This is a genomic window from Paraburkholderia sp. BR10936, assembly GCF_040965735.1.
In the GTDB taxonomy this organism is placed as follows: Bacteria; Pseudomonadota; Gammaproteobacteria; order Burkholderiales; family Burkholderiaceae; genus Paraburkholderia; species Paraburkholderia nodosa_A.
Genome location: NZ_JBFRCM010000008.1, coordinates 148,710 through 174,239 on the forward strand (window position 1 = coordinate 148,710; position 25,530 = coordinate 174,239).

Here is a 25,530-nt window from a genome sequence, read left to right on the forward strand (position 1 = left end):
TTTTCTGCTTCCGGCTGCCGAATTTTTTGTTATCGCCGCTACCCGTTCGGCTATACGTTCGTTGCGCCGGCCCCATAAGCCCCACTAGCGTTTTGCGATCTCGTTTGTCGGCATCTACGCCAGTGCGGTGAACTCTACTTAGCAGGGGTTGTGCCAGCAGCCGCGAAAGTGAGGACGCTTGCGGCCTGGCGTTGCGCCAGCTATTTCCAGGGCGACGCAAAGCCGCATTATTGTTTCAGTTCTGTACTGCGCCCGCGCGGCGCCGTTTGCGAAGTCGCTAGAGTTTGTTGTTGCCAACGCCTTGATTTATATAGCGACTTTCGCTCGTCAGACGGATGCGCGGAAATGAGTCCTCGCTGAAACATCGTCGGGCCATCGCCGCGAACGCGTTGTGCGCCTGCCTTTGTTGCGCTGCGGTGTTGATCCACTTCTGTTGGGGGGCTACCGACACTGTCGCAAAAACGTTCGGATGTGAAACATCACCTTGCGCGGCCATCTTCGCGCTTCGTGCGTTGCCGCACATAACGATGACTGCGCGATGACTGCGCGATGACCAGACCTGCGCCGCAAGGAAAAAATTCCTGGCGCACCGAGCGCTCAATGTGGCTGCGCGTACAGATTCGCGCGATACGTATTGTTCAAATGTCACCCGTACGCCAACCAATAACGAGACTCGGTGCATGACTTCGGGGGAGTGACACAAATGAACAACGATGTGACATCTGCCAGCCTGATAGCCGCGATCAGCGAAGGTGACGCTGAACTCGTCGTTCAGCCCGTCGTGCTGGCGGGCGGTTCCGGCACGCGGTTATGGCCGCTTTCGCGCGAACACTGTCCCAAGCAACTGATCGATCTGCTCGATGGCGAGTCGCTGCTCGAGGCGACTGTACGGCGCCTCGACGGCATGTTCCTGCACGCCGGCGCCCCGCTGCCTGAAGCGCACACAGCGGTTCGCAAAGCTGCGCCATTCGTCGTGAGCAGCGAGGACTTGCGCCATCTGACCGCTGACCGTCTTGGTCGCAGCGGCTTGGCCGCTCGCTTCGTGCTCGAACCGCTCGCGCGCAACACGGCGCCCGCGCTGACGGCGGTAGCACTCGCCGCGAGCCGCGACGGCGACCCCGTGCTCGTTGCCATGCCCGCTGATCATCTGATCGCCGATGGCGCCGCGTTTGCTGCCGCGCTCGAAGAAGCCGTGGCACACGCGGCGCGCGGCGCCATCGTCACACTTGGCGTGCCGCCGCAGCGCGCCGAAACGGGCTACGGCTACATCGGCGCGGGTTTGCCGCTCGGCAGCAGCGGCGCGCGCAGCATCGAGCATTTTGTCGAGAAGCCGGACGCCGAGCGCGCTGTGAGCTATGTTGCTTCGGGGAACTATCTTTGGAACAGTGGGATTTTCGTTGTGCGCGCATCGGTCTGGCTCTCGGCGATCGCGCACAGCCGGCCGCTCATCGCGGCGCAGTGCGCGGCGGCCTTCGAAAATGCCTCCGTCGACGCTGACGGCACCGTCCACTTGAACCGCGATGCACTCGCCGCCTGTCCGTCCGATTCGATCGACTACGCGGTGATGGAGTCGGTCGGCGTGAACGCGCGGCTCGCGGGCGTGGTCGTACCGCTTCGTTCGGGCTGGTCGGACGTCGGCGCGTGGGATGCCCTGTGGCAAGTCTCGGAGAAGGACGAGAAGGGCAACGTCGCGCGCGGGCGCGTGCTGTTCGAGGATGCGACGGATACCTTCGTGCATTCGGACGGGCGACTCGTTGCCTGCGTGGGCGTGCGGGGCATGGTGGTGGTCGAGACGGCGGACGCCGTGCTCGTCGTCGCGAAGGACCGCGTTCAGGACGTCAAGGCGGTGGTCACGCGGCTCAAGGCGCAACACAGTGAGGTGGCGCGGCAGCACCGGCGCGTCGAGCGCCCGTGGGGCTGGTACGACTCGGTCGATCAGGGCGAGCGCTTTCAGGTCAAGCGCATCGTTGTCAAGCCGGGCGGCCGGCTTTCGTTGCAGATGCATCACCACCGCGCGGAGCACTGGACCGTGGTGCGCGGCACGGCGCGCGTGACGCGTGGCGACGAGGTGCTCCTGCTTTCCGAAAACGAATCGACCTATATCCCGCTTGGCATGACGCACCGGCTCGAGAATCCGGGCAAGACCGCGCTCGAGATCATCGAGGTGCAGTCGGGCTGTTATCTCGGTGAGGACGACATCGTGCGCTTCGACGACCAGTACGGTCGGGTTCAGCAGGCGTAGCCGACTGAACGCAGGGCGAGGACGCCCGCGGCGTCCTCGGCCGCTCGATATCAGTTCAGCGTTGCACTGAGCCTGCGCCGCCACTCGCTCACGAGCTGCGGCTGATGCGCCGCGAGATCGAACACGGAAAGCATGGTCTTGCGGCCCACGTCGTCGCGGAAGGCGCGGTCGCGCTTGACGATCTCCAGCAGATGCTCGAGCGCCCCCGCGTATTTGCGGCGCGCGATCAGCGCGTTCGCCAGATCGAAGCGCGCTTCGAGGTCGCCGGGGTTGGCGGCGACCTGGGCTTCGAGCGCATCGGTGGGCGGCAGGTCGGCGGCGGCGTCGAGCGCATCGAGGCGCGTCTTGAGCGCATTGAAGCGCGCGTCGATGCCCTGCGTGGTCTTGGGCGAGAGCAGCTCGACTTCCTTTTGTGCGTCGTCGGCGCGGTTGTCGGCGAGCAGCATCTCGATCAGGTCCATGCGCACTTCGTCGTTGCCCGGATCGAACGCGAGCGCGGCCTGTAGCGCTTCATAGGCTTCGTCGCGGCGGCCCTCGGCCAGCGCTTCCTGCGCGGCGCGGCGCGCAGCGTCGGCGCCGTCGGGGATCAGCCCGTCGAGGAACTGGCGCAGTTGGCCTTCGGGCAGCACGCCCACGAACTGATCGACCGCCTGACGGTCCGCGAACGCCACGACGTGCGGAATGCTGCGCACGCCGAAGTGCGCGGCGAGTTCCTGATTCTCGTCGACGTTCACCTTCACGAGCTTCCATTTGCCCGCGTACTCGGCCTCGAGCTTTTCGAGCATCGGGCCGAGGCTCTTGCAAGGGCCGCACCAGGGCGCCCAGAAGTCGACCAGCACCGGCGCTAGCGCCGACGCTTCGATCACGTCTTTTTCGAAAGTGGCGAGAGTGGTGTCCATTGCGTCCTCGTTGAGATAACCGTTATGTCGCTAGTTGGGGACGAAACGCCCTGGTTTCAATCATCCTCCGAAAGCGGCGAGCCGTTAGTCTTTAGCGCGGCTTCTTTTCCGGCAGCGGAATCCATTCCGTTTCGCCGGGAACATGCCCCATTTCCTGGCGCGTCCAGGCCTCCTTCGCGGCTTCGATCTTTTCGCGCGAGCTTGCCACGAAGTTCCATTCGATGAAGCGCTCGCCTTCGAGCTTTTCCCCGCCGAGCAGCATCACGCGTGCCCCGTTCGCACTCGAGAGGGTGGCGGTTTCGCCCGGCACCAGCACGGCCATGGTGTGCTGTTCGAGCGGGGTGCCGTCGATCGCCAGATCGCCTTCCACGAGATAGACGCCGCGCTCTTCGTGCTCCGCGTCGAGCGCGAATGCGCTGCCCGGCGCGAAATCTGCGGCGACGTAGAGCGTGCCGGAAAAGGTCTCGACCGGCGAGGTCACGCCGAACGCCGTGCCCGCGATCACGCGCATCGTGACGCCGTTGCGCTCGATTTCGGGCAGCGTGGCGGCGGTGTGATGGAAGAACGACGGTTCGGTGTCTTCATGATCGAGCGGCAGCGCCACCCAGGTCTGGATGCCGTGCATGGTGAGGCCGGTGGCGCGGTCCTCGTCGGGCGTGCGCTCCGAGTGGACGATGCCGCGCCCGGCCGTCATCCAGTTCACGTCGCCGGGCACGATCTTCTGGCTGGACCCGATGCTGTCCCGATGCATCAGCGCGCCGTCGAAGAGATACGTGACCGTTGCGAGCCCGATATGCGGGTGCGGGCGCACATCCACGCCCGAGCCTGGCGCGAGCGTGGCGGGGCCCATGTGGTCGAAGAAGATGAACGGACCGACGAGGCGAGCGGCGAGCGCGGGCAGCACGCGCCGCACATAGAGATTGCCGATGTCGCGTTGATGGGGCTTGAGAACCGCTTTGATCGATGAGGACATGATGCTTCCTGGATGAGTCGTACGGCGCGGGTTATCGTCGAAGTCGGCGCGCGGGCACGCCGCGCGCGAGGCTGGCGCTCATTCTAACGCCGGCTTTCCCGGCGTGCGGCCAAGGCAACGGCCCGGCGCTGGCGGCACGGCGCGGGGCGTCACGAAGTGGCGCGAGGCGGTAAGATCGCCGCTTCGAAGAACAGGCATGACGCAAAGAGGGGGGGAAAGGGATGTCGCCGAAGGACTTGTTGCTCGCACTGGTGGTGGTGCTCGCGTGGGGCGTGAATTTCGTCGTGATCAAGGTGGGGCTGCACGGCGTGCCGCCGCTTCTGCTCGGCGCGCTGCGTTTCATGCTGGCGGCTTTTCCCGCGGTGCTGTTCGTGAAGCCTCCGCAATTGCCGCTGCGCTGGCTGCTGGCCTACGGCGCGACCATCTCGCTCGGCCAGTTCGCGTTCCTCTTCACGGCCATGTATGTGGGCATGCCCGCGGGTCTCGCTTCGGTCGTGCTGCAGGCGCAGGCGTTCTTCACGCTCGGTTTTGCGGCGGTGTTTCTGCGTGAGCGCTTTCACGCGCAGAACGTCATCGGCTTGTTGATCGCTGCAGGCGGGCTCGCACTGATCGGCTTGCAGTCGATGGGCGGTGGCGCTCAGGGGATGACCATCGCCGGCTTCGTGCTCACGCTGGGTGCGGCCTGCATGTGGGCGCTCGGCAATATCGTCACGAAGAAGGTGGGCAAGGTGGATCTCGTCGGCCTCGTGGTGTGGGCGAGCCTCGTGCCGCCGCTGCCGTTTCTCGTGCTCTCGTACTGGATGGAAGGCCCGCAGCGCATCGTCGCCGCGCTCTCGGGCATCGGCATGACGTCGGTGGGCGCGATCTTTTATCTCGCGTTCGTGGCGACGCTCATCGGCTATAGCCTCTGGAGCCGCCTGCTCTCGAAGTATCCCGCCAGCCAGGTGGCGCCGTTCTCGCTGCTCGTGCCGATTGTCGGCCTCGCCTCGGCGTCGCTGCTGCTCGGCGAGCAGTTGACCGCGGCCGAGATCGGCGGCGCCGTGCTCGTGATGGGCGGTCTCGCCGTCAACGTGTTCGGGGGCTGGGTCAAGCAGCGCCTCGGGGCCGTGCGCTCGTAACCATCCTGCTCCGAATGAAAAACGCCGCGCGAGCCCGAAGGCTTGCGCGGCGCTGCTGAAGCCGCCAGATGCCTCACGCGGCGCTCAGGTCATACGGCTCTTCGCAAGCGGCGGATTGGCCGCGAAATAGCGCCTGATGCCCTTGAGAATCGCGTTCGCCATCTTGTCGCGATAGGCGTCGTCGTTGAGCCTGGTCTCTTCTTCGGGATTGCTGATGAAAGCCGTTTCCACGAGGATCGACGGAATGTCGGGTGCCTTGAGCACCGCGAAGCCCGCCTGCTCGACCGAGCCCTTGTGCAGCTTGTTGATCTCGCCGACCTCGTTGAGCACGTAGCCGCCGTAACGCAGCGAGTCGCGGATCTGCGCCGTCGTGGACATGTCGAAGAGCGCGCGGTTCACCGCGGCGTCGGCCGTTTGCACGCTGATGCCGCCGATCTGGTCCGACGAGTTCTCCTTGTTCGCCATCCAGCGCGCCGCGGCGCTCGTCGCGCCGTGCTCCGACAGCGCGAACACTGACGAGCCGCGTGCCTCCGGCGTGGTGAACGCATCGGCGTGGATCGAGACGAACAGGTCCGCGCCCACGCGGCGCGCCTTCTGCACGCGCACGTTCAGCGGCACGAAGAAGTCGGCGTCGCGCGTCATCATCGCGCGCATGTTGGGCTGGGCGTCGATCTTCGCGCGCAGCTTCTTCGCGATGTCGAGCGCGACGTGCTTCTCGTAGGTGCCCGCGCTGCCGATCGCACCCGGGTCCTCGCCGCCGTGGCCCGGATCGATCGCGACCGTCAACAGGCGCGTGGTGCCGCCCCTGGTGGACTTCGGCGCGGTGAAGCCGTAGTTGTCGTCGGCGCTGGCATTGTCGTCGTCGCTGTTGCGCTGGGCGACGACGGGCGGCTTCGGCGCAGCAGGCTTCGGCGCACGCGGCGCAACCACGGGGGGCGCGGAACGCGGCGTGCTCGGCGCGGCGCCCGCGTCGTTCTGCGCGTAACGCTCGAAGAATGCGTCGCTGTTGTCGTGCGCGGGCGGCGTGTTAGGACCCGCGAGCGTGGGCGGCGTGGAAGGCGGCGCGCTGTCCTTCATCGCTTCGTGCGCGTCGAGCTGCTGCTGCTTGCGCTCGGTTTGCGCGAGCAGGTCCATGAGCGGGTCGGGCGCGACCGCCGGATAAAGGTCGAACACGAGCCGGTACTTGTACGAGCCGATAGGGGCAAGCGTGAACACCTGGGGCTTCACACCGCCCTTGAGGTCGAACACCATGCGCACCACGTGCGGCTGGTACTGGCCCACGCGCACGGCCTGGATCTGCGGATCGTTCGGCGTGATCTTGGAGACGAGGTTCTTGAGCGCGTCGTCGAGATCGAGTCCGGTGAGATCGACGACGAGACGATCGGGGCCCTGCAGCAACTGCTGCGTGTTCTGCAGCGGCTGGTCCGATTCGATCGTGACGCGGGTGTAGTCGCGCGCGGGCCACACCCGTACGCCGACGACCGACGTGGCCCACGCGAGGCGCGGTACGGCAAGACCGAGCACGAGCGTGGAGGCGCCCGCCTTCAGAATCTGCCGGCGACGCCAGTTGTGCGTGGCGGTGGCGGCCGATTCGATCGAGCGGAACGGTTTGATTAACATCTTTCTAGACATGCCTTTCCTGATGCGCTGTATGCGTATGCGGTGAGCACGCGGCCTTCGCCGCTTGCATCCGGCTCCAGCGAGAACACGAGATCGGGTATGCCAAGCAGGCCGCCCGCGCGTTGCGGCCATTCGACGAGGCACACCGCATCTTGCGCGAAATATTCGCGAAAGCCCGAGTCGGCCCATTCGGCCGGATCGCTGAAACGGTACAGATCGAAGTGATAAAGCTGGAGTTCCCCACAGGGCGTTGTAACCGTGTACGGTTCGACGAGCGTGTAGGTGGGGCTGCGCACGCGGCCCGTGTGGCCGAGCGCGCGCAACGTGGCGCGCACGAGCGAGGTCTTGCCCGCGCCGAGGTCGCCGTGCAGCTGCACGTGCAGACCGTGAAAGGGCGGTGCGTCGCGATTTTGCGCGCTCGTTTGTGCAACTTTTGCACGCAGCGAATCGAGCGCGTGCGCAAAGCGTGCGCCGAAGGCGTCGGTGGCGTCGGCGTCTGCGAGATCGAAACGGCGTTCGAGGAGAACGGCGGCGGATGGATCAAGCGAAAGCGGCGCGTGGTCGTGACCGGGGCTGTCGGGCATTCTCGTAAAATGGCGTAATGAACCCCAAGCATTCCCCTTCCAACTCCGCGCAGGATGCGCGCGCGTCTTCGGAGGCGTTCGACCCAACGTCCGTTCAGGCGCCGCGAGATTCGACTGCGCCTGCTGCCGGGCAGGCCATGCCGCTCGATGAGGCGGCGCTCGCCGCGCTCGCGGCGCGCATCCGGACGTGGGGGCGCGAGCTGGGGTTCGGTGCGATCGGTATTAGTGACACCGACCTTTCCCATGCCGAGGCGGGCCTCGCCGCGTGGCTCGAAGCAGGCTGCCACGGCGAGATGGATTATATGGCCAAACATGGGATGAAACGCGCGCGGCCCGCCGAGCTTGTGGCCGGCACGCGACGCGTGATTACCGCACGCATGGCCTATTTGCCCATCGATACGCTCGCGCCGAATGCAGCGGGAAAGACGCACGAAAGTGCTTCGCAAGGCGGCTCGGATCGCAGCGGGAGCGCTGGTGCTGCGGTTGGCAACGAAGTTGGCACGGACGTTGCCCACGAGAGCATTCACGCCGACTGGCGTCTGCGCGAGCACGCGCGTCTCGCCGACCCGCACGCCGCCGTCGTGTCGATTTACGCGCGCGGCCGCGACTATCACAAAGTGCTGCGCGCGCGGCTGCAGCAGCTTGCCGAGCGCATCGAGGCCGAGATCGGCCAGTTCGGTTTTCGCGTGTTCACCGACTCCGCGCCGGTGCTCGAAGTCGAGCTTGCGCAGAAGGCGGGCGTGGGCTGGCGCGGCAAGCACACGCTGCTCCTGCAGCGCGATGCGGGCTCGCTCTTCTTTCTCGGCGAGATCTACGTGGACGTGCCGCTGCCTGCCGACGCCGACGACCCGGCCAGGGCCGCGCCCGAAACACCTGGCGCGCATTGCGGCAGCTGCACGCGCTGCATCGACGCGTGTCCGACGGGCGCGATCACCGGCCCGTATCGCGTGGATGCGCGCCGCTGCATCTCCTATCTCACGATCGAACTAAAGGGCAGTATTCCCCTGGAACTGCGCGAGCTGATCGGCAATCGTGTGTATGGCTGCGACGACTGCCAGCTCGTGTGCCCATGGAACAAGTTCGCGAAGGCCGCGCCCGTGGCCGATTTCGACGTGCGCCACGGGCTCGATCGCGCGAGTCTCGTCGAGCTGTTCGGCTGGAGCGCGGCGCAGTTCGACGAGCGCATGCAGGGCAGCGCGATACGGCGCATCGGCTACGAAAGCTGGTCGCGCAATATCGCGGTGGCGATGGGCAATGCGCTGCGCGCCACGCATGAAGGTGCGGATAGCGCCCGCGACGCCGCGCGCGCTGCGATCGTGCAGGCGTTGCGCGGGCGCGAGCATGACGAGTCGGCGCTCGTGCGCGAGCATGTGCTCTGGGCGCTCGAAGCGGCTTGATGCGGATGAAAACGGCAGAGGCTGGCATGGACCTGAAACTGAACGACGGCGCGCTGGAAATCGCGCGCACAACGCGGCACCATGGCGTGCAACGTTCGCGCACGAAGGAGACGACGATGTTCAACGCAGTGATCGACGCGCCATTCGGCAAGGTCGGCATCCGCACCGTCGGGCCAGCGCTGCGCGAGATCGTCTATCTGCCGGGACAGACGGCGAGCGTCGAGCCCGATTGTGAGCTTGCTTCCCGCGCGGCCGTTCAGATCGAGCAGTATTTCGAGGACGCCGACGCCGGCTTCGACCTGCCGCTCGCACCGCTCGGCACCGAATTCCAGCGGCGCGTGTGGGACGGCATCTGCGCAATCGAAGCGGGCGAAGTCTTGACCTACGGCGAACTCGCGAAGCGCATCGGCGGCGTGAGCCCGCGCGCCGTAGGCCAGGCGTGCGGCGACAATCCCTTTCCGCTGGTGATTCCGTGTCATCGCGTGGTGTCGGCGAGCGGTCTCGGCGGCTTCGCGCATCACGGCGGCGAAGGCTTCTTTCGCGACGTGAAGCGCTGGCTGCTCGCCCACGAATGCACATCGAACCGATTTCAACTGCGCTGACACGATGACGATGACGACGAATCCGCCGCCGCTTGACTCAAGCGATGCCGCCGACGAAGTGGAGCAGGCGCTCGGCCCCGCCGCCGCCGAAGCGCTGGCATCGAGCCTCACCGCCATCGACACGTTCTGCGACGCCATGTGGCTCGAGCACGGCCTCTCGCGCAACACGCTCGACGCCTACCGGCGCGATTTGCGCCTCTTCGCGCAATGGCTCGCGAGCGAGCGCTCCAATTCGCTCGATACGACCCACGAAGACGATTTGCTTGCCTATAGCGCGCGTCGCAAGGACGATAAATCCACTTCGGCGAACCGGCGCCTTTCGGTGTTTCGCCGCTACTACGGCTGGGCGCTGCGCGAGCAGCGCGTGCATACGGACCCGACCGTGCGCATCCGCTCGGCAAAGCAGGCGCCGCGTTTTCCGTCGACGTTGAGCGAGGCGCAAGTCGAGGCACTGCTGGGCGCGCCCGATGTCGAGACGCCGCTCGGCCTGCGCGATCGCACGATGCTGGAGCTGATGTACGCGAGCGGCCTGCGCGTGACCGAACTCGTCACGCTCAAGACCGTCGAGGTGGGCCTGAACGAAGGCGTCGTGCGGGTGCTCGGCAAGGGCTCGAAAGAGCGGCTCATTCCGTTTGGCGAGGAGGCGCACGCGTGGATCGAGCGCTACCTGCGCGAGTCGCGGCCGGCGCTGCTCGGCGCACGCACGGCCGACGCGCTCTTCGTGACCGCGCGCGCCGAAGGCATGACGCGCCAGCAGTTCTGGCACATCATCAAGCGCCACGCGGCGGCGGCCGGCGTGCATGCGCCGCTCTCGCCGCATACGATGCGCCACGCGTTCGCCACGCACCTGCTCAATCACGGCGCGGACCTACGGGTCGTGCAGCTTCTGCTCGGCCATAGCGACATTTCCACCACGCAGATCTATACGCACGTGGCCCGCGAGCGGCTGCGTCTGTTGCACGAGAAGCATCATCCGCGCGGGTGAGGTTGAAGCGATCGTTGCAGACCGTGCGATTACAATGCGTCGATGAGCAAAACGAAACACGTGTCCGAAACGCCCGCCACACAAATGCTGCGCCGCGCGGGCGTCGCGTTCGGCGAGCATCCCTACGAGTATGTCGAGCATGGCGGCACGGAAGAGTCCGCGCGCCAGCTCGGTGTGGACGAGCATCGCGTCGTCAAGACGCTCGTGATGGAGGACGAGCACGCGAAGCCGCTCATCGTCCTGATGCATGGCGACCGCAAGGTGTCGACGAAGAATCTCGCGCGGCAGATCGGCGCGAAGCGTATCGAGCCCTGCAAGCCCGACGTCGCGAACCGTCATTCGGGGTACCTGGTGGGCGGCACGTCGCCCTTCGGCACCAAGAAAGCCATGCCTGTGTATGTCGAATCGACCATACTCGAACTCGACGAAATCTGGCTCAACGGCGGCCGTCGCGGCTATCTCGTGAGCCTCGCCCCGGCAGTGCTCACGACGCTCCTGAACGCGAAGCCGGTGCAGTGCGCAAGCGTCGAATAGCGCACGGCGAACGGTGACTGGACGCTTCTGTCCGTTCCCGTTGCTTCCCTGATTTACCCTGGTTCGTGCGTGCTTATGCCGCCTGCGCGGGCAGGGCGCGCCCGCGCTTCGGTAGAATGAGCGCCGTCGCGCGTTGCCGGGCGGCGATGACCATCGCTAGCTCCCGGCGCGCATCGTTCCACTTCCTCCGGGTTTCGTGCATGTACAACCTGTTCGTCGCCGTTCTTGCCTATCTGATCGGCTCGGTTTCGTTCGCCGTGATCGTGAGCGCCTTCATGGGCCTCGACGATCCGCGCTCCTACGGCTCCGGCAATCCCGGCGCGACCAACGTGCTGCGCAGCGGCAACAAGAAGGCCGCGATCCTCACGCTGATCGGCGATGCGTTCAAGGGCTGGCTGGCCGTCTGGCTCGTCGCGCACTTCGGCCCGCGTTACGGTCTGGGCGACGCCGCCGTCGCGCTCGCCGCGATCGCCGTGTTCCTCGGCCACCTGTATCCAGTGTTCTTCCGCTTCAAGGGCGGCAAGGGCGTCGCCACCGCGGCCGGCGTCCTGCTTGCCGTGAATCCGATTCTCGGTGTCGCCACGCTTGCCACCTGGCTCATCGTCGCGTTCTTCACGCGTTACTCGTCGCTCGCGGCGCTGGCGGCTGCCGTGTTCGCGCCGCTCTACTACGTGTTCATGTTCGGCCCGCGCATCGTCGCGCTCGCCATCCTCGCCATGAGCGTGCTGCTGTTCTGGCGGCATCGCGCGAACATCTCCAAGCTCATCGCGGGCAAGGAAAGCCGCATCGGCGAGAAGAAAGCGGCCGGCGCCGGCAAGTAGGCCGGGTGCGACGGGAGAAGACGGCGCTGCGGCGCCGTTTTTTCACCTTGACATGCAACCATACGGTTGCATAATCAATGCATGAACGACGACGCCGTATTCCGCGCGCTGGCGGACGCGAGCCGCCGTCAACTGCTTGACCGCCTCCACGCAAAAAACGGCCAGACGTTGACCGATTTATGCGAAGGGCTGGCCATCTCGCGTCAGGCCGTTACGAAGCATCTCACGGTGCTGGAAGAGGCGAACCTCGTCGCGACGCAGCGGCATGGGCGCGAGAAGCGGCATTTCATTAATCCGGTCCCCATCGGCGAGATTGCCGCACGCTGGATCGGCAAGTTCGAGCACGAGCGCGTGGGTGCGCTCGTCGACCTCAAGCGATCACTCGAAGGAGGCAGCCATGAGTAGCGACAAGCACACGCAAGGCAGTGCGGCCGGCGACTCGACGTTCGTCTACGTCACGTTCATCCGCACCACGCCGGAAGCGTTGTGGACGGCGCTCACGAGCCGCGAGTTCACCGAGCGCTACTGGTTCGGCATGCATCACGAATGCGACTGGCAAACGGGCTCGCCCTGGTCGCTGCGCTTCGCCGACGGCCGGATCGCCGACTCGGGCGCGGTGGTCGAAGCCGATCCCCCGCGCCGGCTCGTGCTGCGCTGGCGCAACATGTTCCTGGCCGAACTCCATGCCGAGGGCGATTCGCTTTGCACGATCGACATCGAACCCGTGGAGCACGCGGTCAAGCTCACGATTACGCACCACATGGCGCGGCCGGGATCGGTCTTCATCGAGAAGGTGTCGGGCGGCTGGCCGCGCATCCTCTCGAATCTCAAGACACTGCTGGAAACCGGCGAGGTGCTCATGCCGCTCGTGGTGACGGCGGACTGAGCGCGAGAAAGCGAGCGCGCGCGGCGACGTGTGAAACGAAACGGGGCGGCCCGAGCCGCCCTGCAATACGCTGGACTTGCCGCCTTAGTCGCGGAAGTTGTTGAAGTCGAGCGGCGTGTCGGTCACGTCCTTGCGCAGCATGGCGATCACGCTTTGCAGGTCGTCGCGCTTGGCGCCCGTCACGCGCACGGCGTCGCCCTGGATGCTCGCCTGGACCTTGATCTTGCTGTCCTTCACGAGCCTCACGATCTTCTTCGCGAGGTCGCCCGACACACCCTTCTTCACGGTGATGACCTGCTTGACCTTGTCGCCGCCGATCTTCTCGATCTTGCCGTAGTCGAGGAAGCGCACGTCCACATTGCGCTTGGCCATTTTCGACACGAGCACGTCCTTCACCTGGCCGAGCTTGAAGTCGTCGTCGGCGAACGCGGTCAGCTCGCGCTCTTTCTGCTCGACGCGCGAATCCGAGCCCTTGAAGTCGAAGCGTGTGGAGATCTCCTTGTTGGACTGCTCCACGGCGTTCTTTACTTCGATCATGTTGGCTTCGCTGACGACGTCAAACGATGGCATTGCTTTCTCCAAAAAGTACGAGGTGCGCAAACGGCGGTGCAAAAACCATGCAAGCCAAATGCCCGCGGGTCGCAGCTGTATTCCGCAGCCCACAGACGCATTTTCAGGCAGCGGTTCGCGCACTCGCTATAATCACGGACCGACGCCATTCTACCGGCGCCGTTGCGTTTGCCCAAGGCGGCTTGCCGCCGCCCGGAGGCGAGTCAGCAGTGCGCAGGTGCCTCCCGGCGGCCTTTCCGGCCATTTTTCGTCTGCTGTCCGTGTTCCGTTCTTTCTCGATGCCCGTCGTCCAAACGCCCGTTACAACGTCACCTGTGTGGTTCGCCGCCGGCTTTGCGCTGCGCGCGCACAACACATTTGGCTTCGACGTGCGTGCGCGCTACGCGTGCCGCGTCGAAAGCGAGGCCGACCTTGCTGCCGCGGTGCGCGACCCGCGCGCCCAAGGCTTGCGTACGCTCGTGCTGGGTGGCGGCAGCAACGTCGTGCTCACGCGCGACTTCGACGGTCTCGTGCTGCTCATGGCGCTGACCGGCAAGCGCGTGGCCTACGAAGACGGCCACGCCTGGTACGTGGAAGCGGCTGCGGGCGAGAACTGGCACGATTTTGTGTCCTGGACGCTCGAAGCGGGCATGCCGGGCCTCGAGAATCTGGCGCTGATTCCGGGCACGGTGGGCGCGGCGCCCATTCAGAACATCGGCGCCTACGGGCTCGAGATGGCCGAGCGCTGCGTGTCGGTGCGGGCCATCGAAATGGCGACCGGCAAAGCCGTGGAGTTCGACGCGGGCGCCTGCCGCTTTGGCTATCGCGACAGCTTCTTCAAGCGCGAAGGGCGCGATCGTTTCGTCATCACGTCGGTCACGTTCCGCCTGCCGAAGGTGTGGCAGGCCAACGCGGGCTATGCGGATCTCGCGCGCGAGCTGGCCCAGCACAACGCCGGCGAGGCGCCGCATGCGCGTGCCGTATTCAACGCTGTGGTCGCGGTGCGGCGCGCGAAGCTGCCTGACCCGCTCGAACTCGGCAATGCGGGTAGTTTCTTCAAGAACCCCGTGATCGAAGCGCAGCAGTTCGATACGCTCGTCGTGCGCGAGCCGCAGATCGTTTCGTACCACCAGGCCGACGGGCGCGTGAAGCTCGCGGCGGGCTGGATGATCGACCGGTGCGGCTGGAAGGGCCGTGCGCTGCGGGCCGCGGCGGTGCACGAGCGTCAGGCGCTCGTGCTCGTCAATCGCGGCGGTGCGACCGGCGCGGACATTCTCGAACTCGCAGAGGCGATCCAGCGCGACGTGCTCGCGCGCTTCGGCGTGGAGCTGGAGCAGGAACCCGTCAGCCTCTAAGGCCGCACAGGCGCCGCCCGGCGCCTTGCTTGCCTCACATCGTCAAACCACCTTGTCCTGGGCCGCGAACACGGGCCCCTGCACGAAGCGTACGTCGTACTGCTGCAACTGCTCGAACTGCGCCGCATCGGTCACGCGGTTGAAAATCAGCGGAATGCGCAGCCGCGCCGCATAGCTCACGAGCGGCTTGACCATCGAATCGCGCAGCGCGGACGCCGCATCCATCTTCACGAAGTCGGGCCGAGGCACGTCCGACACCGAAAGAATCTGCCCGGCATTGGGCAGATTGCCCGCCACCTTGAACCCGTACCGCTGATAGCTCTTCGTGAGATAGCCGAGGAACGTGCGGTGCGCGACCGCCGCCGGCGGCAGCTCGATCACGATGCGTCCGGGGTTCAGCCCGAACGACACCAGCACGTTCGAGAAATGCCTTCCATGGTCGTACTTCACGCTCTTCAGGAGGCGCTCGTGCACGCGCAGGAAGAGCAGCCCGTGCTGCTGGCCACCCAGAAAATTGATGGCGTGCAGCGCGCGGACCATGCGGTCGACCGCGACGAGGTCAGGATCGTCGAGCGTATCGCTGAATGCGTCGCAGGGCGCGAGCTGGCCGTCCTGTTCGCGCAGCGTGACCGCCTGGTAGCCTAGCTCGTCGCCAAAGCGCGAGGCCATCGCGAGATCGGCGGTGAGCGACTGCGCCCCGCTGTGCACGCTGATGTCGTAAATCGGCTCGTAGGCGCTCAATAGCTCCACGCCGCGCCGCCGCGCCACGGCCTCTTTAGCGTGCGCGCCAGTGCCCATCGCCAGGTGCTCGCCGAGAAACGGATGGTCGGCGGCGCGGGCAACGAGCTCGGGAATGGTGGGAGCAATCATGTGATGTAGCGGGAAGCGGATGAGAAGTGCGAACCCACACGGGGTCGCATGACCCGATGGTAGCAGCCCGCAGCCGCCCCGGATGGACTGTTTGGTCATAACGTTATCGACCATTCGCCCACATTCTGGAGGCCACCGACTGTCCGTCAGGGTATACGCCTAATTTCACTAATCGTAATTGGTTTTACCATCCGTAAATCGCGTGACGTCATGTCACGGCTCGAGAACGTGGAGAGACCAAGCAATGAACGCACCTTTGCGTGACCCAACCGAAGTCCAGCACGGCTATATGAGCGGCTTCGCGAACGAATTCGCGACCGAGGCGCTGGCGGGCGCGCTGCCCGAAGGCCAGAACTCGCCGCAGCGCTGCGCCTATGGCCTGTACGCCGAGCAGCTCTCGGGCACCGCGTTCACCGCGCCGCGCTCGCACAACCGCCGCACGTGGTTCTACCGGATCCGTCCGGGCGCCGTGCATCGGCCGTTTGCGCCGGTCGCCTCGCGCCTCGATGTGAATGGCGCGCCGCGCCTCGTCGCCGATTTCGGCGACGTGCCGCCCACGCCGCCCAACCAGCTGCGCTGGGACGCGCTGCCCATGCCCACGGAGCCGACCGATTTCATCGACGGCTGGGTGACGATGTTGGGCAACGGCTCCGCGGCCTCGATGAGCGGCTGCGCGATCCACCTGTACGCGGCGAACCGGCCGATGGTCGACCGCTTCTTCTACAACACCGACGGCGAGCTGCTGATCGTCCCGCAGCAAGGGCGGCTTGCCATCCGCACGGAGATGGGCCGGCTCGATGTCGAGCCCTTCGAGATCGTCGTGATCCCGCGCGGCGTGCGCTTCACGGTGGATTTGCCGGATGGCGAAGCACGCGGCTATATCTGCGAGAACTTCGGCGCGCTCTTGCGTCTGCCGGATCTCGGCGTAATCGGCTCGAATGGCCTCGCGAATCCGCGCGACTTTCTCACGCCCGTCGCCGCCTATGAAGACCGCGAAGGCGAGTTCGAGCTCGTCACGAAGCTGGGCGGCCAGCTCTGGCGCGCCGACATCGGCCACTCCCCGCTCGACGTGGTGGCATGGCACGGCAACTACGCGCCCTACAAGTACGACCTGCGCCGCTTCAACACCATCGGCTCGATCAGCTACGACCACCCCGATCCGTCGATCTTCCTCGTGCTGCATGCGCCCACGGACACGCCGGGAGTCGACTCGATCGACTTCGTGATCTTCCCGCCGCGCTGGCTCGCGGCCGAGAACACGTTCCGACCGCCCTGGTATCACCGCAACGTGGCGAGCGAGTTCATGGGCCTCGTGCACGGCGTGTACGACGCCAAGGCCGAAGGCTTCGTGCCGGGCGGCGCGAGCCTGCACAACTGCATGTCGGGCCATGGCCCGGATGCCGAGACCTTCGAAAAAGCCTCGAACTCCGACACGACCAAACCGCACAAGGTCGGCGACACGATGGCCTTCATGTTCGAGACCCGCACGCTGATCCGTCCGACGCGCTACGCGCTCGAAACGAGCCAGCTGCAGGCGCATTACTACGAGTGCTGGCAAGGCCTCACGAAACACTTCAATCCGGAGCAGCAATGAACAGCACCATGACGGACGAACTCAAGGCGACGCTCGACGCGAAGCGCAAGAGCTGGGTCGAGAGCGCGAACGACGCCCAGTGCGATTTCCCGATCCAGAACCTGCCGTTCGGCGTGTTCAGCGATACCGGCAACGCAACGGCGCGCGTGGGCGTCGCGATCGGCGACCTCGTGGCCGACCTTGCGGTGCTGCACGAAGCCGGGCTGCTGCGTCTGCCCGCGAATGCGCAGCAAGACGTCTTTGCGCGTGCCGCGCTGAACGACTTCATCGCGCTTGGCCGCGAGACGTGGCGCAGCGTGCGCGTGCAGCTTTCTTCGCTGCTCGCGCGCGAAACGGCCACGCTGCGCGACGACGCGGCGTTGCGCCAGCGCGCCTTCCTGAAGCTCGCCGACGCGAAACTGCATCTGCCGGTGCAGATTCCGGGCTATACCGACTTCTACTCGTCGAAGGAACACGCGACGAACGTCGGCTCGATGTTTCGTGATCCGAAGAATGCGCTGCTGCCGAACTGGTCCGAGATGCCGATCGGCTACAACGGCCGCGCGTCGTCGGTGGTGGTGAGCGGCACACCGGTGCGCCGCCCGAGGGGCCAGTTGAAGCTGCCCGATCAGGATCGTCCCGTGTTCGGCGCATGCCGCAAGCTCGATATCGAGCTGGAAACGGGCTTCATCGTCGGGCGCGGCAATGCGCTCGGCGAGCCGATCGCGTGCGAAGACGCCGAGGACCACATCTTCGGCATGGTGCTGCTCAACGACTGGAGCGCGCGCGACATCCAGCAATGGGAATACGTGCCGCTCGGGCCGTTCAATTCGAAAGGATTTGCCACGACGATTTCGCCGTGGGTCGTCACGCTCGACGCGCTGGAGCCGTTCCGCGTCGCGCAGCCGGTGCAGGAACCGCAGCCGCTCGAATACCTGCGTCACGAGGGCGACCACGCGTTCGACATTGCGCTCGAAGTGCGGATGCAGCCCGAAGGCGCGGCCGAGGCGACGACCATCGCGCGCACGAATTTCCGCCACATGTACTGGTCGATGGCGCAGCAGCTCGCGCATCACACCGTGGCGGGGTGCAACACGCGCGTGGGCGACCTGATGGGTTCGGGCACGATCTCGGGCCCGACGCCGGACTCGTTCGGCAGCCTGCTCGAGCTCACCTGGAACGCGAAGAATCCGCTCGAACTGAAGGGCGGCGGCACGCGCGGCTTCATCGAAGACGGCGACGAACTCACGCTCGCGGGCTGGTGCCAGGGCGATGGCTATCGCTTGGGGTTGGGTGCCTGCGTTGGCAAGATTTTGCCTGCGGTGAAGTGATTTTTTTGGGGCTGCGTGTGGCGTTGGCCTTTCCTTGTGTTCGCGTCGGTATGCCTGGGTTGCCCCTGTGCGGGGCGGCACCTACTTTCTTTGCGGCGGCAAAGAAAGTAGGCAAAGAAAGCCGCTCAAACCGCTAGCGCCTGCCACAGTTCGCATCTCGACGTAAATGGTGAATGGCTCCGGAGCGTCTGTCACCTCGCACCTTCCAGGTTAGTGACAAGGCGCTCATACATCCGGCGGCGCTGCGCGCGCCGAAGGGCATAACCCAACACCGTTGAGACGCGTGCATTATCGCGAAGCCTGAATTGCCTTTTGGTTTCCCATGCAGACCCAACCGCAGCGAGCGTAGCGAGCAGCGGGATGAATGACTGCTTTGTCTGCAAAGAAAAGTAGGTGCGGCCCCGCACAGGGGCAAACGCTGGCATACCGACACGATAACAAGTAAGCCACCCGCTTATGCACGCACCGCCGCCAGCCCGCGCGACCGCTCCCACCGCAGCGCGCCGAGAAACACCAATGCCCCCGCAAACAGCACCCACAGCATAGCGTCTTGGCCCGCGTGCTCCATCAGCGCGCCGGTGACGATCGGGCCGGCGAAGCTCGCCGCGCTCCACGCCGCGCTCACGAGCGCACTCGCGGAAACGAGCGCGACGCCCGCGAAACGCTCGCCGCAGGCCACGATAGCGAGCGTATAAATGGAGCCCGCCGCCGCGCCCAGCACGAAGAGGAGCGGCCAGCGCAGCCAGGGCGTATCGACGACGAAGGGCAACAGCGGCAGCAGCACCGCGACGATCACGCCCATGAGCGCATGCACGCGCTCGCGGCCGAGCCGGTCGGCGAGCCAGCCGATGGGAAATTGCATGGTCGTGTCGCCGAGCAGCACGACTGAGGCGAACAGCACGGCCACTTCGGTGTCGATGCCGTGACCCATCGCGAAGAGCGGCAACAGCGAGAGCGCGAGCGTGTCGAATAGCGCGAAAAACCCGGTGGCGACGATGAGCGCTGGCATCTTCGGCATTACGTGACGCCAGCTTCCGTGCGGCTCGTGCATGTCGGTTTGCTGCGGATTCGAACGGATCGCCGCGAGCATCGGCAGCGCGATGAGAAAGATCGCGCCGCAGATCGCGAAGCGCCACGCCGTATAGCCCGCGATCTGGCTCACCAGCACCGGGCCCGACATCTGGAACAGCGTGAACGTGGTCGCGTAGACGCCCACCACGCGGCCGCGGTTCGAGTCGTCGGCGAGTTCGTTGACCCAGGCTTCGCCGATCGTGAAGAGCAACATGAGCGCCGCGCCGCAGAGCATGCGCAGGAGCGCCCAGAGCCACAGATTGGCGCTGGTTTGCATCAATGCGGTCGCGACGGCCACGGTCAGCACCGAGCCGACGATCACCTGGCGCGAGCCGAAGCGTGTCGAGATCCATGCCGTGAACGGCACGACGGCAAGGCCCCCCAGCGCCTGGGCGGCAGTGAGCAGGCCGACGATGGCGGTGCCATAGCCGGCGTCGGTGAGGGCGAGGGCGGTGAGCGGAAGCGTCGCGCCGGAGCCGAGACCGACCACGGCCACGCTCAGGATCAGCGCGAGAAAGTCGCGGGTGAGGACGGTTTTCATCGGGCGTGATGCTACTACGTGCGCATGAAAATCGCGGCGCAGGCGTGCATCAGGTTGAGCGCGCGCGCCTCAGTGCAACACGCACCCGCCTGTGCCCGCATCGAGCAAAGCATCAAGCGCAGGAAGTCGGCCCCGAAATCGCCACACGGCGGCGCGCGCGCCGGTCGATCTGTGCCGAAACCAGCGTGAGCGCGAGCGCTGCGAAAGCCGTGACCACGCCCACCCACGGCAGCGCCGTGAGCGGTGCGCCTGCGCTGATTGCTAAACCCCCAATCCAGGCGCCGCCTGCATTGCCGAGATTGAATGCGCCCTGGTTGAGCGTGGAGGCGAGGTTGGGCGCATCGCTCGCGCGGTTGACAATCAGTATCTGCAGCGGCGGCACGATCGCGAACGCAAGGATGCCCCACACGAAGATCGTCGCCATGGCCGCGATCGGGTCGTGCATGGTCAGCGAGAACGCGGCGAGCACCACGGCGATCATGGCGAGAAACGTGAGCAGCGAGCGCATGAGCTTCCAGTCGGCGAGCTTGCCGCCCAGCGTGCTGCCTACCGTGAGCCCAAGGCCGAACAGCAGCAGCACGAACGTGACTTCATGCGGCGAGAAGCCGGTCACGTCTTCGAGAATCGGCGTGATGTAGGTGAACACCGCGAAGAGGCTGGCCGAGGCCAGCACGCTCATGCCGAGCACCATGAGCACCTGCGGGTTCTTCAGCACGCCGAACTCATGCACGAGGCTCGCCTTCTGCATTTCGATCTTCGCGGGCAGGCACACCTGCAGCGCCGCCGCTGCGAGGATGCCGATGGCCGTCACGGCCCAGAACGTCGTGCGCCATCCTGCGATCTGGCCGAGCGCTGTGCCGAGCGGCACGCCCAGCACGTTGGCGAGCGTCAGGCCCGTGAACATCAGCGCGATGGCCTGCGCACGGCGGTTCGGCGCGACGAGGCCGGCCGCGACCACCGAGCCGATGCCGAAGAAGGCGCCGTGGCAGAACGCCGTGACGATGCGCGCGGCCATCAGGATCGAGTAGTTCGGCGCGAGCGCACACAACAGGTTGCCGACGATGAAGATGCCGATCAGGCGCATGAGCGCCTGCTTGCGCGGCACATTGGCAATGGCGATGGCGACGATGGGTGCGCCGATCGTCACGCCGAGCGCATAGGCCGAGACGAGCATGCCCGCCGCCGGGATCGAGACGCTCAGGTCGCGCGCGACGTCGGGCAGCAGACCCATGATGACGAATTCGGTGGTACCGATACCAAAAGCGGCAACGGCAAGGGCGAGAAGAGGCAGGGGCATGGCGTGGGGTCGGCGCAGGACGGCGACGGGCATTGAGCGCGAAGCCGTTTTATTTAAGTCAACGCGGAATTGTACTGAAACCCGACACAACGCATACGGCACGCTTTTCAAAGCTGTTGGGAAAACAACAGCTTTTCTTGCCGGACTCCGTTCACCGTTCCTTCATATTTCTTGACGATTTCTACAGGTTACGTGCATGGCGCAACGCGCTCGCGGGCAGCACGATACCCACACGATCCAACGAGCGAAACAGTCCGCCCACCGGCCCGCCCGCCGGCGGTCGCCGCCCTCGCGTCGTCCGTCCCGCGCATGACGGAACCGAATATGCGCAACCTTCCTGGAGCGATGTCATGAACACGATGACCACAGTACGCATCGCGGTGGCCGCAGCGGCCGCCTTATTCGCAGGTAGCGCGCTGGCGCAATCGCAGAGCGACGACCCGTCACAACAGGCCAGCACACCGCCGGCTGCGCAGGACGTGGGCGGCTCGCCGATGTCGACGAGCGCATCGGGCGCGCCGATGAGGCTCACGCACGCGCAGGTCTATCAGGACCTGGTGCGCTCCGAACAATCGGGCCAGCAGAAGGCGCTGAACGAAGGGCTCTATCACGGGAACTGAGTCGGCAGGGAGACCCAGGCATCAGGACGGCGACCCGACGCGCTCTCGCAATCTGCGCCACGCTCAGCGTGTCGGGGCGCCGCCAATATGTTTTTCGATGAGCCGCATGCGCCCCGTCGGGCGCCAGGGCGCGAACCATGGATTCGTGCGCAACTCACATAGCCGCGAACTGCGCTCGGCCAGCGCCGTTTCGAGCCAGCGGAACATTTCGTCGGGCTGCGCGAGCCGCGCGTGGGCCTCGGCGATGAGCAGCGGCGAGGTGTATCGCGCCCGCCGCCGCGCGAGCAGATCTTCCAGATACCAGCGCAGCACCGCGTCATAGCCGCCCGTTTCCCAGCGGGCGCGAATGGTGGTCGCACGCGCCTGCTGGTTGCAGCGTTCGAGCGCCTCCACGGTGGCGTCCACGGCCTGCGCATACAGCTTTTTCACTTCGAACGCGGTAGCGAGCAACTGATAGACGAGCGGCGGATGGTCCATGTGCCCCGGCGCGAGATATTCACTCACGACTTCCGCATGCCTGCCCGACATCACCATGCCGAACGCGCGCGAGCCCTGGAACGCCAGCGGATCGATGCGTTCGGCGCGCTCCATCGCGGCGTCGCCTTCGGCGCGGCGTCCCGCCGCCACCAGCATGCGCGCATAGAGCCGATGCGCCTCCGGGTAACTCGGGTTGCGCCGCAGGGCATCCTTGAAGCCGGCCTCGGCCTGGTCCCAGTCCCAGTCGTAGAAGTAGCGCACGGCCGCGAGCGCGTGATGCGCCTCGGGCAGATCCGGGTCGAGTTCGAGCGCGCTTTCGGCGAGCGAGCGCGCAACCGGCCAGCCGTCGTCGGGCGCGACGAAGCCATGCACAACCGTCGATCCGTAGTAGTTCGAAAGGCCCGTATAGCCGAGCGCATAACTCGGGTCGTGCTCGAGCGCGGACTCGAAGTAGGTTCGGCTGCGCACGAAGTCTTCGCCGTCGATGCCGTGATGCGCGCAAAAGCCCGCTTCGAAATGCACGCGTCGATACCAGAAGAAACGCCCGCGCACATACGCGTCGTGCGCGGCGGGATCGACAGGCAGGCGCCGCTCGAGGCGCGTGCGCTGCTGCTCGGAAAGCGTGGTCGCCAGGTTCTCGGCGAGCGCCGCGACCGCTTCCTTGAGGATGTCGAGTGCGCCTTGCGTGGCGCTTTCGTGCGCGCGGCTCCAGATCTGCGCTTCGTCGGCGCAGCGGATCAGACGCGTGAGGATGCGGGTTTGCTGCCCCGCGCGCGTGAGCGAGCCTTCGAGCACGTAGTCGAGCTTTAGTTCGCGCGCGATCTCGCCGATGCTCTTTTGTGTCGCGCGGTAACGCGCCGCCGTGGTGCGCGCGATCGTGAGGAGGCGCTCGGGGTTGAGCGCGCCGAGGGTAACCGAGATCTCATCGGCGAGGGCGCTGCACAGGCTGTCCTGGCTCGCGTCGCCGGTGTGGTTGGTGAACGGCAGCACCAGCATGCGTACGGCGGGCGGCGCGTGCTCGCTCTCGCGCGTCGCTAGCGGGTCGCGCGCGGCAGCCGACGCACCGTGAGCCTCGGACGGCTCGGGCAGGATGCCGTCGAACCGGTAGCCCTTGCCCTTCACGGTGATGAGGTGGCGCGGTTTGGCGGGGTCGTCGGCGAGCGCGATGCGGATCTTGCGGATCGCCGTGTTCAGGCCGTTGTCGGTGTCGCGAAAGGGGCTGCCGGCCCACAGCCGGTCGACGATGTCCGCGCGCGAGATCAACTCGCCGCGGCGCGAGGCAAGCAGGATCAGAAGATCCATCGGCAACCGCTCCAGCTTGACCTCCATACCTTCTCGGCGCAACTGGTACCGCTCGACGTCGAGTTCGAAGTCCGCGAAGCGGATGATTCGATCCGTCGGCATGAGATCTCTCCCGTGATGCGGCATCAGGGAAGGGGGCGCCGGGGCGGTTCGTCTGAAGATTGCCGTTAGACGACGCAGCAGTCCTCAGCGTCATTACACATGGCGGCAGGGGCGGGGGCAGCGGCGCGGATCAATTTCAATGTAGTGGGTCGGGCGCGCGCCTTCAAGCGTCAAGCACTGCGCATTGTGGCCATCGACACGTCAATCGGCTGTCACGACGTTCGCGTGCGATTTTGTTTAGCTCACTTCTGTTTCAGCGGATCGAGCGGTTCGCCGTGACGGCCCGCGCCGGCCGCGAAGCGCGCCGCGAGTGCGAGCCCCTCGTCGAGCACCGCGCGATAGCCGAGCGCGCCTTCGCGGCGCAACGCCTCGGCAGTGTCGGGCAGCATGCTGTGTTCGAGCGCCGAGCGGCGGTCCGCGAGCAACGCGGCTTGGGGCAACGCCGCGAGTTGTGCGGCAAGTTGCTCGGCGGCCTGGCGCGCGCCGCCTTTGGCGACCACACGATTGGCGAGGCCGAACGCGAGGGCTTCCTGCGCATCGACGGCGCGCCCCGTGAGGATCAGATCGAGTGCGCGCGACAGCCCGATCAGGCGCGGCAGGCGCACCGTGCCGCCGTCGATGAGCGGCACGCCCACACGGCGGCAGAACATGCCGAGCACGGCGTCTTCTTCGACCACGCGCAGGTCGCACAGCAGTGCGAGTTCGAGGCCGCCCGCAACGGCGTAGCCTGAAATCGCCGCGATTACGGGCTTGCTGAGCGACATGCGCGTGGGGCCGAGCGGGCCGGGGCCGCTGCCGTCCGCGCGGATTTCATTGCGGCGTTCGGGGTCGGCGAGCGCGGTGAGGTCCGCGCCCGCGCAGAACGTGCCGCCCGCGCCGTACAGCACACCCGCGAGCCATGCGGGATTTTCTTCGAAGCGTGCAAAGGCGGCAGCGAGTGCAGTCGCAACGGGTCTGTCGATGGCGTTGCGCTGCGCCGGGCGGTCGAGCACGACAATTGCTACATGTTCCTGGCTTTCGATACGCACGTGCTCGCCGAAGGTTTCGATCGTCATGTGTCAGTCCTCGATGCGCCCCGCATTCGTCATAAAAATTTAATGGCTCATCCGTAGCTTAGGCCGGTTTCATTTCCTGAACTACGTCTCCACCAAAAGCACGCATGCAATCGACGTCCATGTCCAGCATCACCTCCGTTTCGGATTCCTCGCCGTATCCCGCTTGTGGACCTCTTTGGACTGTCCCGTTGCCCGACCACGACGCGTATGACCATGTGCGCTTCAAGCGCGTCTTCACGACCGACGGCACGCGCCACGTCGTCGTGATCGTCGATCTGCAAAAGCTGCTTCTCTGTGCCGACCGCGACGACACCGACTACGTGCTCAAGCCCGTCGACGACTGGCATAGCGGCAAGATTCGCGGCATACGCGAGTTTCTCGATCCGGACAACGAGCGCGTGCCGCAGATGCCCTACGTGACGATCAGCAAACGCCGCGTGGCGGGGCTGGCCGGATGGCTCGGACTTGCGCACGAGGGGGTAGTGGCGTTTCGCAACGGCCAGCATCGCGCGCGCTACCTCTCCTGGGCGGGGGCATTGTGGCTACCCGTGGAAGTGCACGAGCGCGAGGCGGCATTGCTGCGCGAACTGTGCGGCGCGGGCGACGGGGGCCTGCTGGTTCCGGTCGACGGCAGTTCGCCCCGGCTCTGATGCATCGTCGCGCGAACGGCATGTTCGCTAACGGCGCATTTGCAAGCGGCATGTTCTCAAACCATCGGGTGGGCAC

Annotated in this window: 24 protein-coding genes; 14 read left to right on the forward strand and 10 right to left on the reverse strand. The window is 65.9% G+C overall.

Going from position 1 to position 25,530, the window contains the following annotated elements; all coding sequences use genetic code 11:
- Positions 1-703: 703 nt before the first annotated feature.
- Positions 704-2,242 (forward strand): mannose-1-phosphate guanylyltransferase/mannose-6-phosphate isomerase, encoded by a 1,539-nt coding sequence (locus tag AB4Y36_RS18680; protein ID WP_368683772.1) that lies wholly within the window; start codon positions 704-706, stop codon positions 2,240-2,242.
- A gap of 50 nt (positions 2,243-2,292) precedes the next feature.
- On the opposite strand, the gene trxA is transcribed toward AB4Y36_RS18680, so the two are convergent.
- Together trxA and AB4Y36_RS18690 are read right to left on the reverse strand one after the other, a co-directional pair.
- Positions 2,293-3,141 carry a thioredoxin gene (gene trxA / locus AB4Y36_RS18685; RefSeq protein ID WP_342947709.1) on the reverse strand — a complete coding sequence of 283 codons (849 nt, stop codon included), beginning with the start codon at positions 3,139-3,141 and terminating at the stop codon, positions 2,293-2,295.
- A 91-nt stretch (positions 3,142-3,232) separates the two neighbouring features.
- Positions 3,233-4,114, reverse strand: coding sequence for a pirin family protein (locus tag AB4Y36_RS18690; RefSeq protein WP_368683773.1), 882 nt, complete (start codon positions 4,112-4,114; stop codon positions 3,233-3,235).
- Positions 4,115-4,335: 221 nt separating this feature from the next.
- Here AB4Y36_RS18690 and AB4Y36_RS18695 point away from each other — a divergent pair, with 221 nt between their 5' ends.
- Complete coding sequence (locus AB4Y36_RS18695) at positions 4,336-5,232, forward strand: EamA family transporter (RefSeq protein ID WP_368683774.1); 897 nt, start codon at positions 4,336-4,338, stop codon at positions 5,230-5,232.
- Between the two features lie 84 nt (positions 5,233-5,316).
- Here the strand turns inward: AB4Y36_RS18695 and AB4Y36_RS18700 are convergent, their stop codons facing one another.
- Both AB4Y36_RS18700 and tsaE read right to left on the reverse strand, forming a co-directional pair.
- A complete protein-coding gene (locus tag AB4Y36_RS18700) occupies positions 5,317-6,864 on the reverse strand; it encodes an N-acetylmuramoyl-L-alanine amidase (RefSeq protein WP_342947712.1) in 1,548 nt (515 codons plus the stop codon).
- A complete protein-coding gene (tsaE, locus tag AB4Y36_RS18705; RefSeq protein WP_342947713.1) occupies positions 6,846-7,436 on the reverse strand; it encodes a tRNA (adenosine(37)-N6)-threonylcarbamoyltransferase complex ATPase subunit type 1 TsaE in 591 nt (196 codons plus the stop codon). Before tsaE ends, AB4Y36_RS18700 begins: the two co-directional genes overlap by 19 nt.
- A 137-nt stretch (positions 7,437-7,573) precedes the next feature.
- On the opposite strand from tsaE, the gene queG reads away from it, so the two are divergent.
- The 7 genes from queG (at position 7,574) to AB4Y36_RS18740 (ending at position 12,661) form a co-directional block, all read left to right on the forward strand.
- Positions 7,574-8,833 carry a tRNA epoxyqueuosine(34) reductase QueG gene (gene queG, locus AB4Y36_RS18710; RefSeq protein WP_368683775.1) on the forward strand — a complete coding sequence of 420 codons (1,260 nt, stop codon included), beginning with the start codon at positions 7,574-7,576 and terminating at the stop codon, positions 8,831-8,833.
- A 116-nt stretch (positions 8,834-8,949) separates the two neighbouring features.
- Entirely contained in the window at positions 8,950-9,435 is a 486-nt protein-coding gene (locus AB4Y36_RS18715) for a methylated-DNA--[protein]-cysteine S-methyltransferase (RefSeq protein ID WP_342947978.1), read from the forward strand.
- Between the two features lie 10 nt (positions 9,436-9,445).
- A complete protein-coding gene (gene xerD, locus AB4Y36_RS18720) occupies positions 9,446-10,420 on the forward strand; it encodes a site-specific tyrosine recombinase XerD (protein ID WP_069267826.1) in 975 nt (324 codons plus the stop codon).
- 42 nt (positions 10,421-10,462) lie between these two features.
- Positions 10,463-10,954, forward strand: a complete 492-nt coding sequence (ybaK, locus tag AB4Y36_RS18725) for a Cys-tRNA(Pro) deacylase (protein ID WP_342947716.1) — start codon at positions 10,463-10,465, stop codon at positions 10,952-10,954.
- A 200-nt stretch (positions 10,955-11,154) separates the two neighbouring features.
- Complete coding sequence (gene plsY, locus AB4Y36_RS18730; protein WP_069267759.1) at positions 11,155-11,775, forward strand: glycerol-3-phosphate 1-O-acyltransferase PlsY; 621 nt, start codon at positions 11,155-11,157, stop codon at positions 11,773-11,775.
- A gap of 81 nt (positions 11,776-11,856) precedes the next feature.
- Positions 11,857-12,180, forward strand: coding sequence for a helix-turn-helix transcriptional regulator (locus AB4Y36_RS18735; protein ID WP_069267758.1), 324 nt, complete (start codon positions 11,857-11,859; stop codon positions 12,178-12,180).
- Positions 12,173-12,661 carry an SRPBCC family protein gene (locus AB4Y36_RS18740; protein WP_368616806.1) on the forward strand — a complete coding sequence of 163 codons (489 nt, stop codon included), beginning with the start codon at positions 12,173-12,175 and terminating at the stop codon, positions 12,659-12,661. Before AB4Y36_RS18735 ends, AB4Y36_RS18740 begins: the two co-directional genes overlap by 8 nt.
- An 84-nt stretch (positions 12,662-12,745) precedes the next feature.
- Here the strand turns inward: AB4Y36_RS18740 and AB4Y36_RS18745 are convergent, their stop codons facing one another.
- The gene (locus tag AB4Y36_RS18745) at positions 12,746-13,231 is read right to left on the reverse strand and encodes a YajQ family cyclic di-GMP-binding protein (RefSeq protein WP_028209548.1); all 486 of its coding nucleotides are present in this window, start codon (positions 13,229-13,231) and stop codon (positions 12,746-12,748) included.
- Between the two features lie 278 nt (positions 13,232-13,509).
- Here AB4Y36_RS18745 and murB point away from each other — a divergent pair, with 278 nt between their 5' ends.
- Positions 13,510-14,565, forward strand: coding sequence for a UDP-N-acetylmuramate dehydrogenase (gene murB, locus AB4Y36_RS18750; RefSeq protein WP_069267825.1), 1,056 nt, complete (start codon positions 13,510-13,512; stop codon positions 14,563-14,565).
- A gap of 42 nt (positions 14,566-14,607) precedes the next feature.
- Here murB and AB4Y36_RS18755 read toward each other — a convergent pair whose 3' ends face one another.
- A complete protein-coding gene (locus AB4Y36_RS18755; protein ID WP_342947720.1) occupies positions 14,608-15,435 on the reverse strand; it encodes an EAL domain-containing protein in 828 nt (275 codons plus the stop codon).
- 244 nt (positions 15,436-15,679) lie between these two features.
- Here AB4Y36_RS18755 and hmgA point away from each other — a divergent pair, with 244 nt between their 5' ends.
- Positions 15,680-17,029 (forward strand): homogentisate 1,2-dioxygenase, encoded by a 1,350-nt coding sequence (gene hmgA / locus AB4Y36_RS18760; RefSeq protein WP_368683776.1) that lies wholly within the window; start codon positions 15,680-15,682, stop codon positions 17,027-17,029.
- Entirely contained in the window at positions 17,026-18,339 is a 1,314-nt protein-coding gene (fahA, locus tag AB4Y36_RS18765) for a fumarylacetoacetase (RefSeq protein ID WP_368683777.1), read from the forward strand. Before hmgA ends, fahA begins: the two co-directional genes overlap by 4 nt.
- Positions 18,340-18,793: 454 nt before the next feature.
- Here fahA and AB4Y36_RS18770 read toward each other — a convergent pair whose 3' ends face one another.
- Together AB4Y36_RS18770 and AB4Y36_RS18775 are read right to left on the reverse strand one after the other, a co-directional pair.
- Entirely contained in the window at positions 18,794-19,951 is a 1,158-nt protein-coding gene (locus AB4Y36_RS18770) for an MFS transporter (RefSeq protein ID WP_368683778.1), read from the reverse strand.
- 112 nt (positions 19,952-20,063) lie between these two features.
- Complete coding sequence (locus AB4Y36_RS18775; protein WP_368683779.1) at positions 20,064-21,248, reverse strand: MFS transporter; 1,185 nt, start codon at positions 21,246-21,248, stop codon at positions 20,064-20,066.
- Between the two features lie 350 nt (positions 21,249-21,598).
- Between AB4Y36_RS18775 and AB4Y36_RS18780 the strand changes: the two genes are divergently transcribed.
- Entirely contained in the window at positions 21,599-21,868 is a 270-nt protein-coding gene (locus AB4Y36_RS18780) for a hypothetical protein (RefSeq protein WP_256094966.1), read from the forward strand.
- Between the two features lie 63 nt (positions 21,869-21,931).
- Here the strand turns inward: AB4Y36_RS18780 and AB4Y36_RS18785 are convergent, their stop codons facing one another.
- Together AB4Y36_RS18785 and AB4Y36_RS18790 are read right to left on the reverse strand one after the other, a co-directional pair.
- Positions 21,932-23,749 carry a winged helix-turn-helix domain-containing protein gene (locus AB4Y36_RS18785; protein ID WP_368683780.1) on the reverse strand — a complete coding sequence of 606 codons (1,818 nt, stop codon included), beginning with the start codon at positions 23,747-23,749 and terminating at the stop codon, positions 21,932-21,934.
- Positions 23,750-23,991: 242 nt separating this feature from the next.
- Positions 23,992-24,804: a crotonase/enoyl-CoA hydratase family protein gene (locus AB4Y36_RS18790; protein WP_368683781.1), complete on the reverse strand. Its 813-nt coding sequence runs from the start codon at positions 24,802-24,804 to the stop codon at positions 23,992-23,994.
- A 119-nt stretch (positions 24,805-24,923) separates the two neighbouring features.
- Between AB4Y36_RS18790 and AB4Y36_RS18795 the strand changes: the two genes are divergently transcribed.
- Entirely contained in the window at positions 24,924-25,454 is a 531-nt protein-coding gene (locus AB4Y36_RS18795) for a hypothetical protein (protein ID WP_141710832.1), read from the forward strand.
- Positions 25,455-25,530 lie beyond the last annotated feature (76 nt).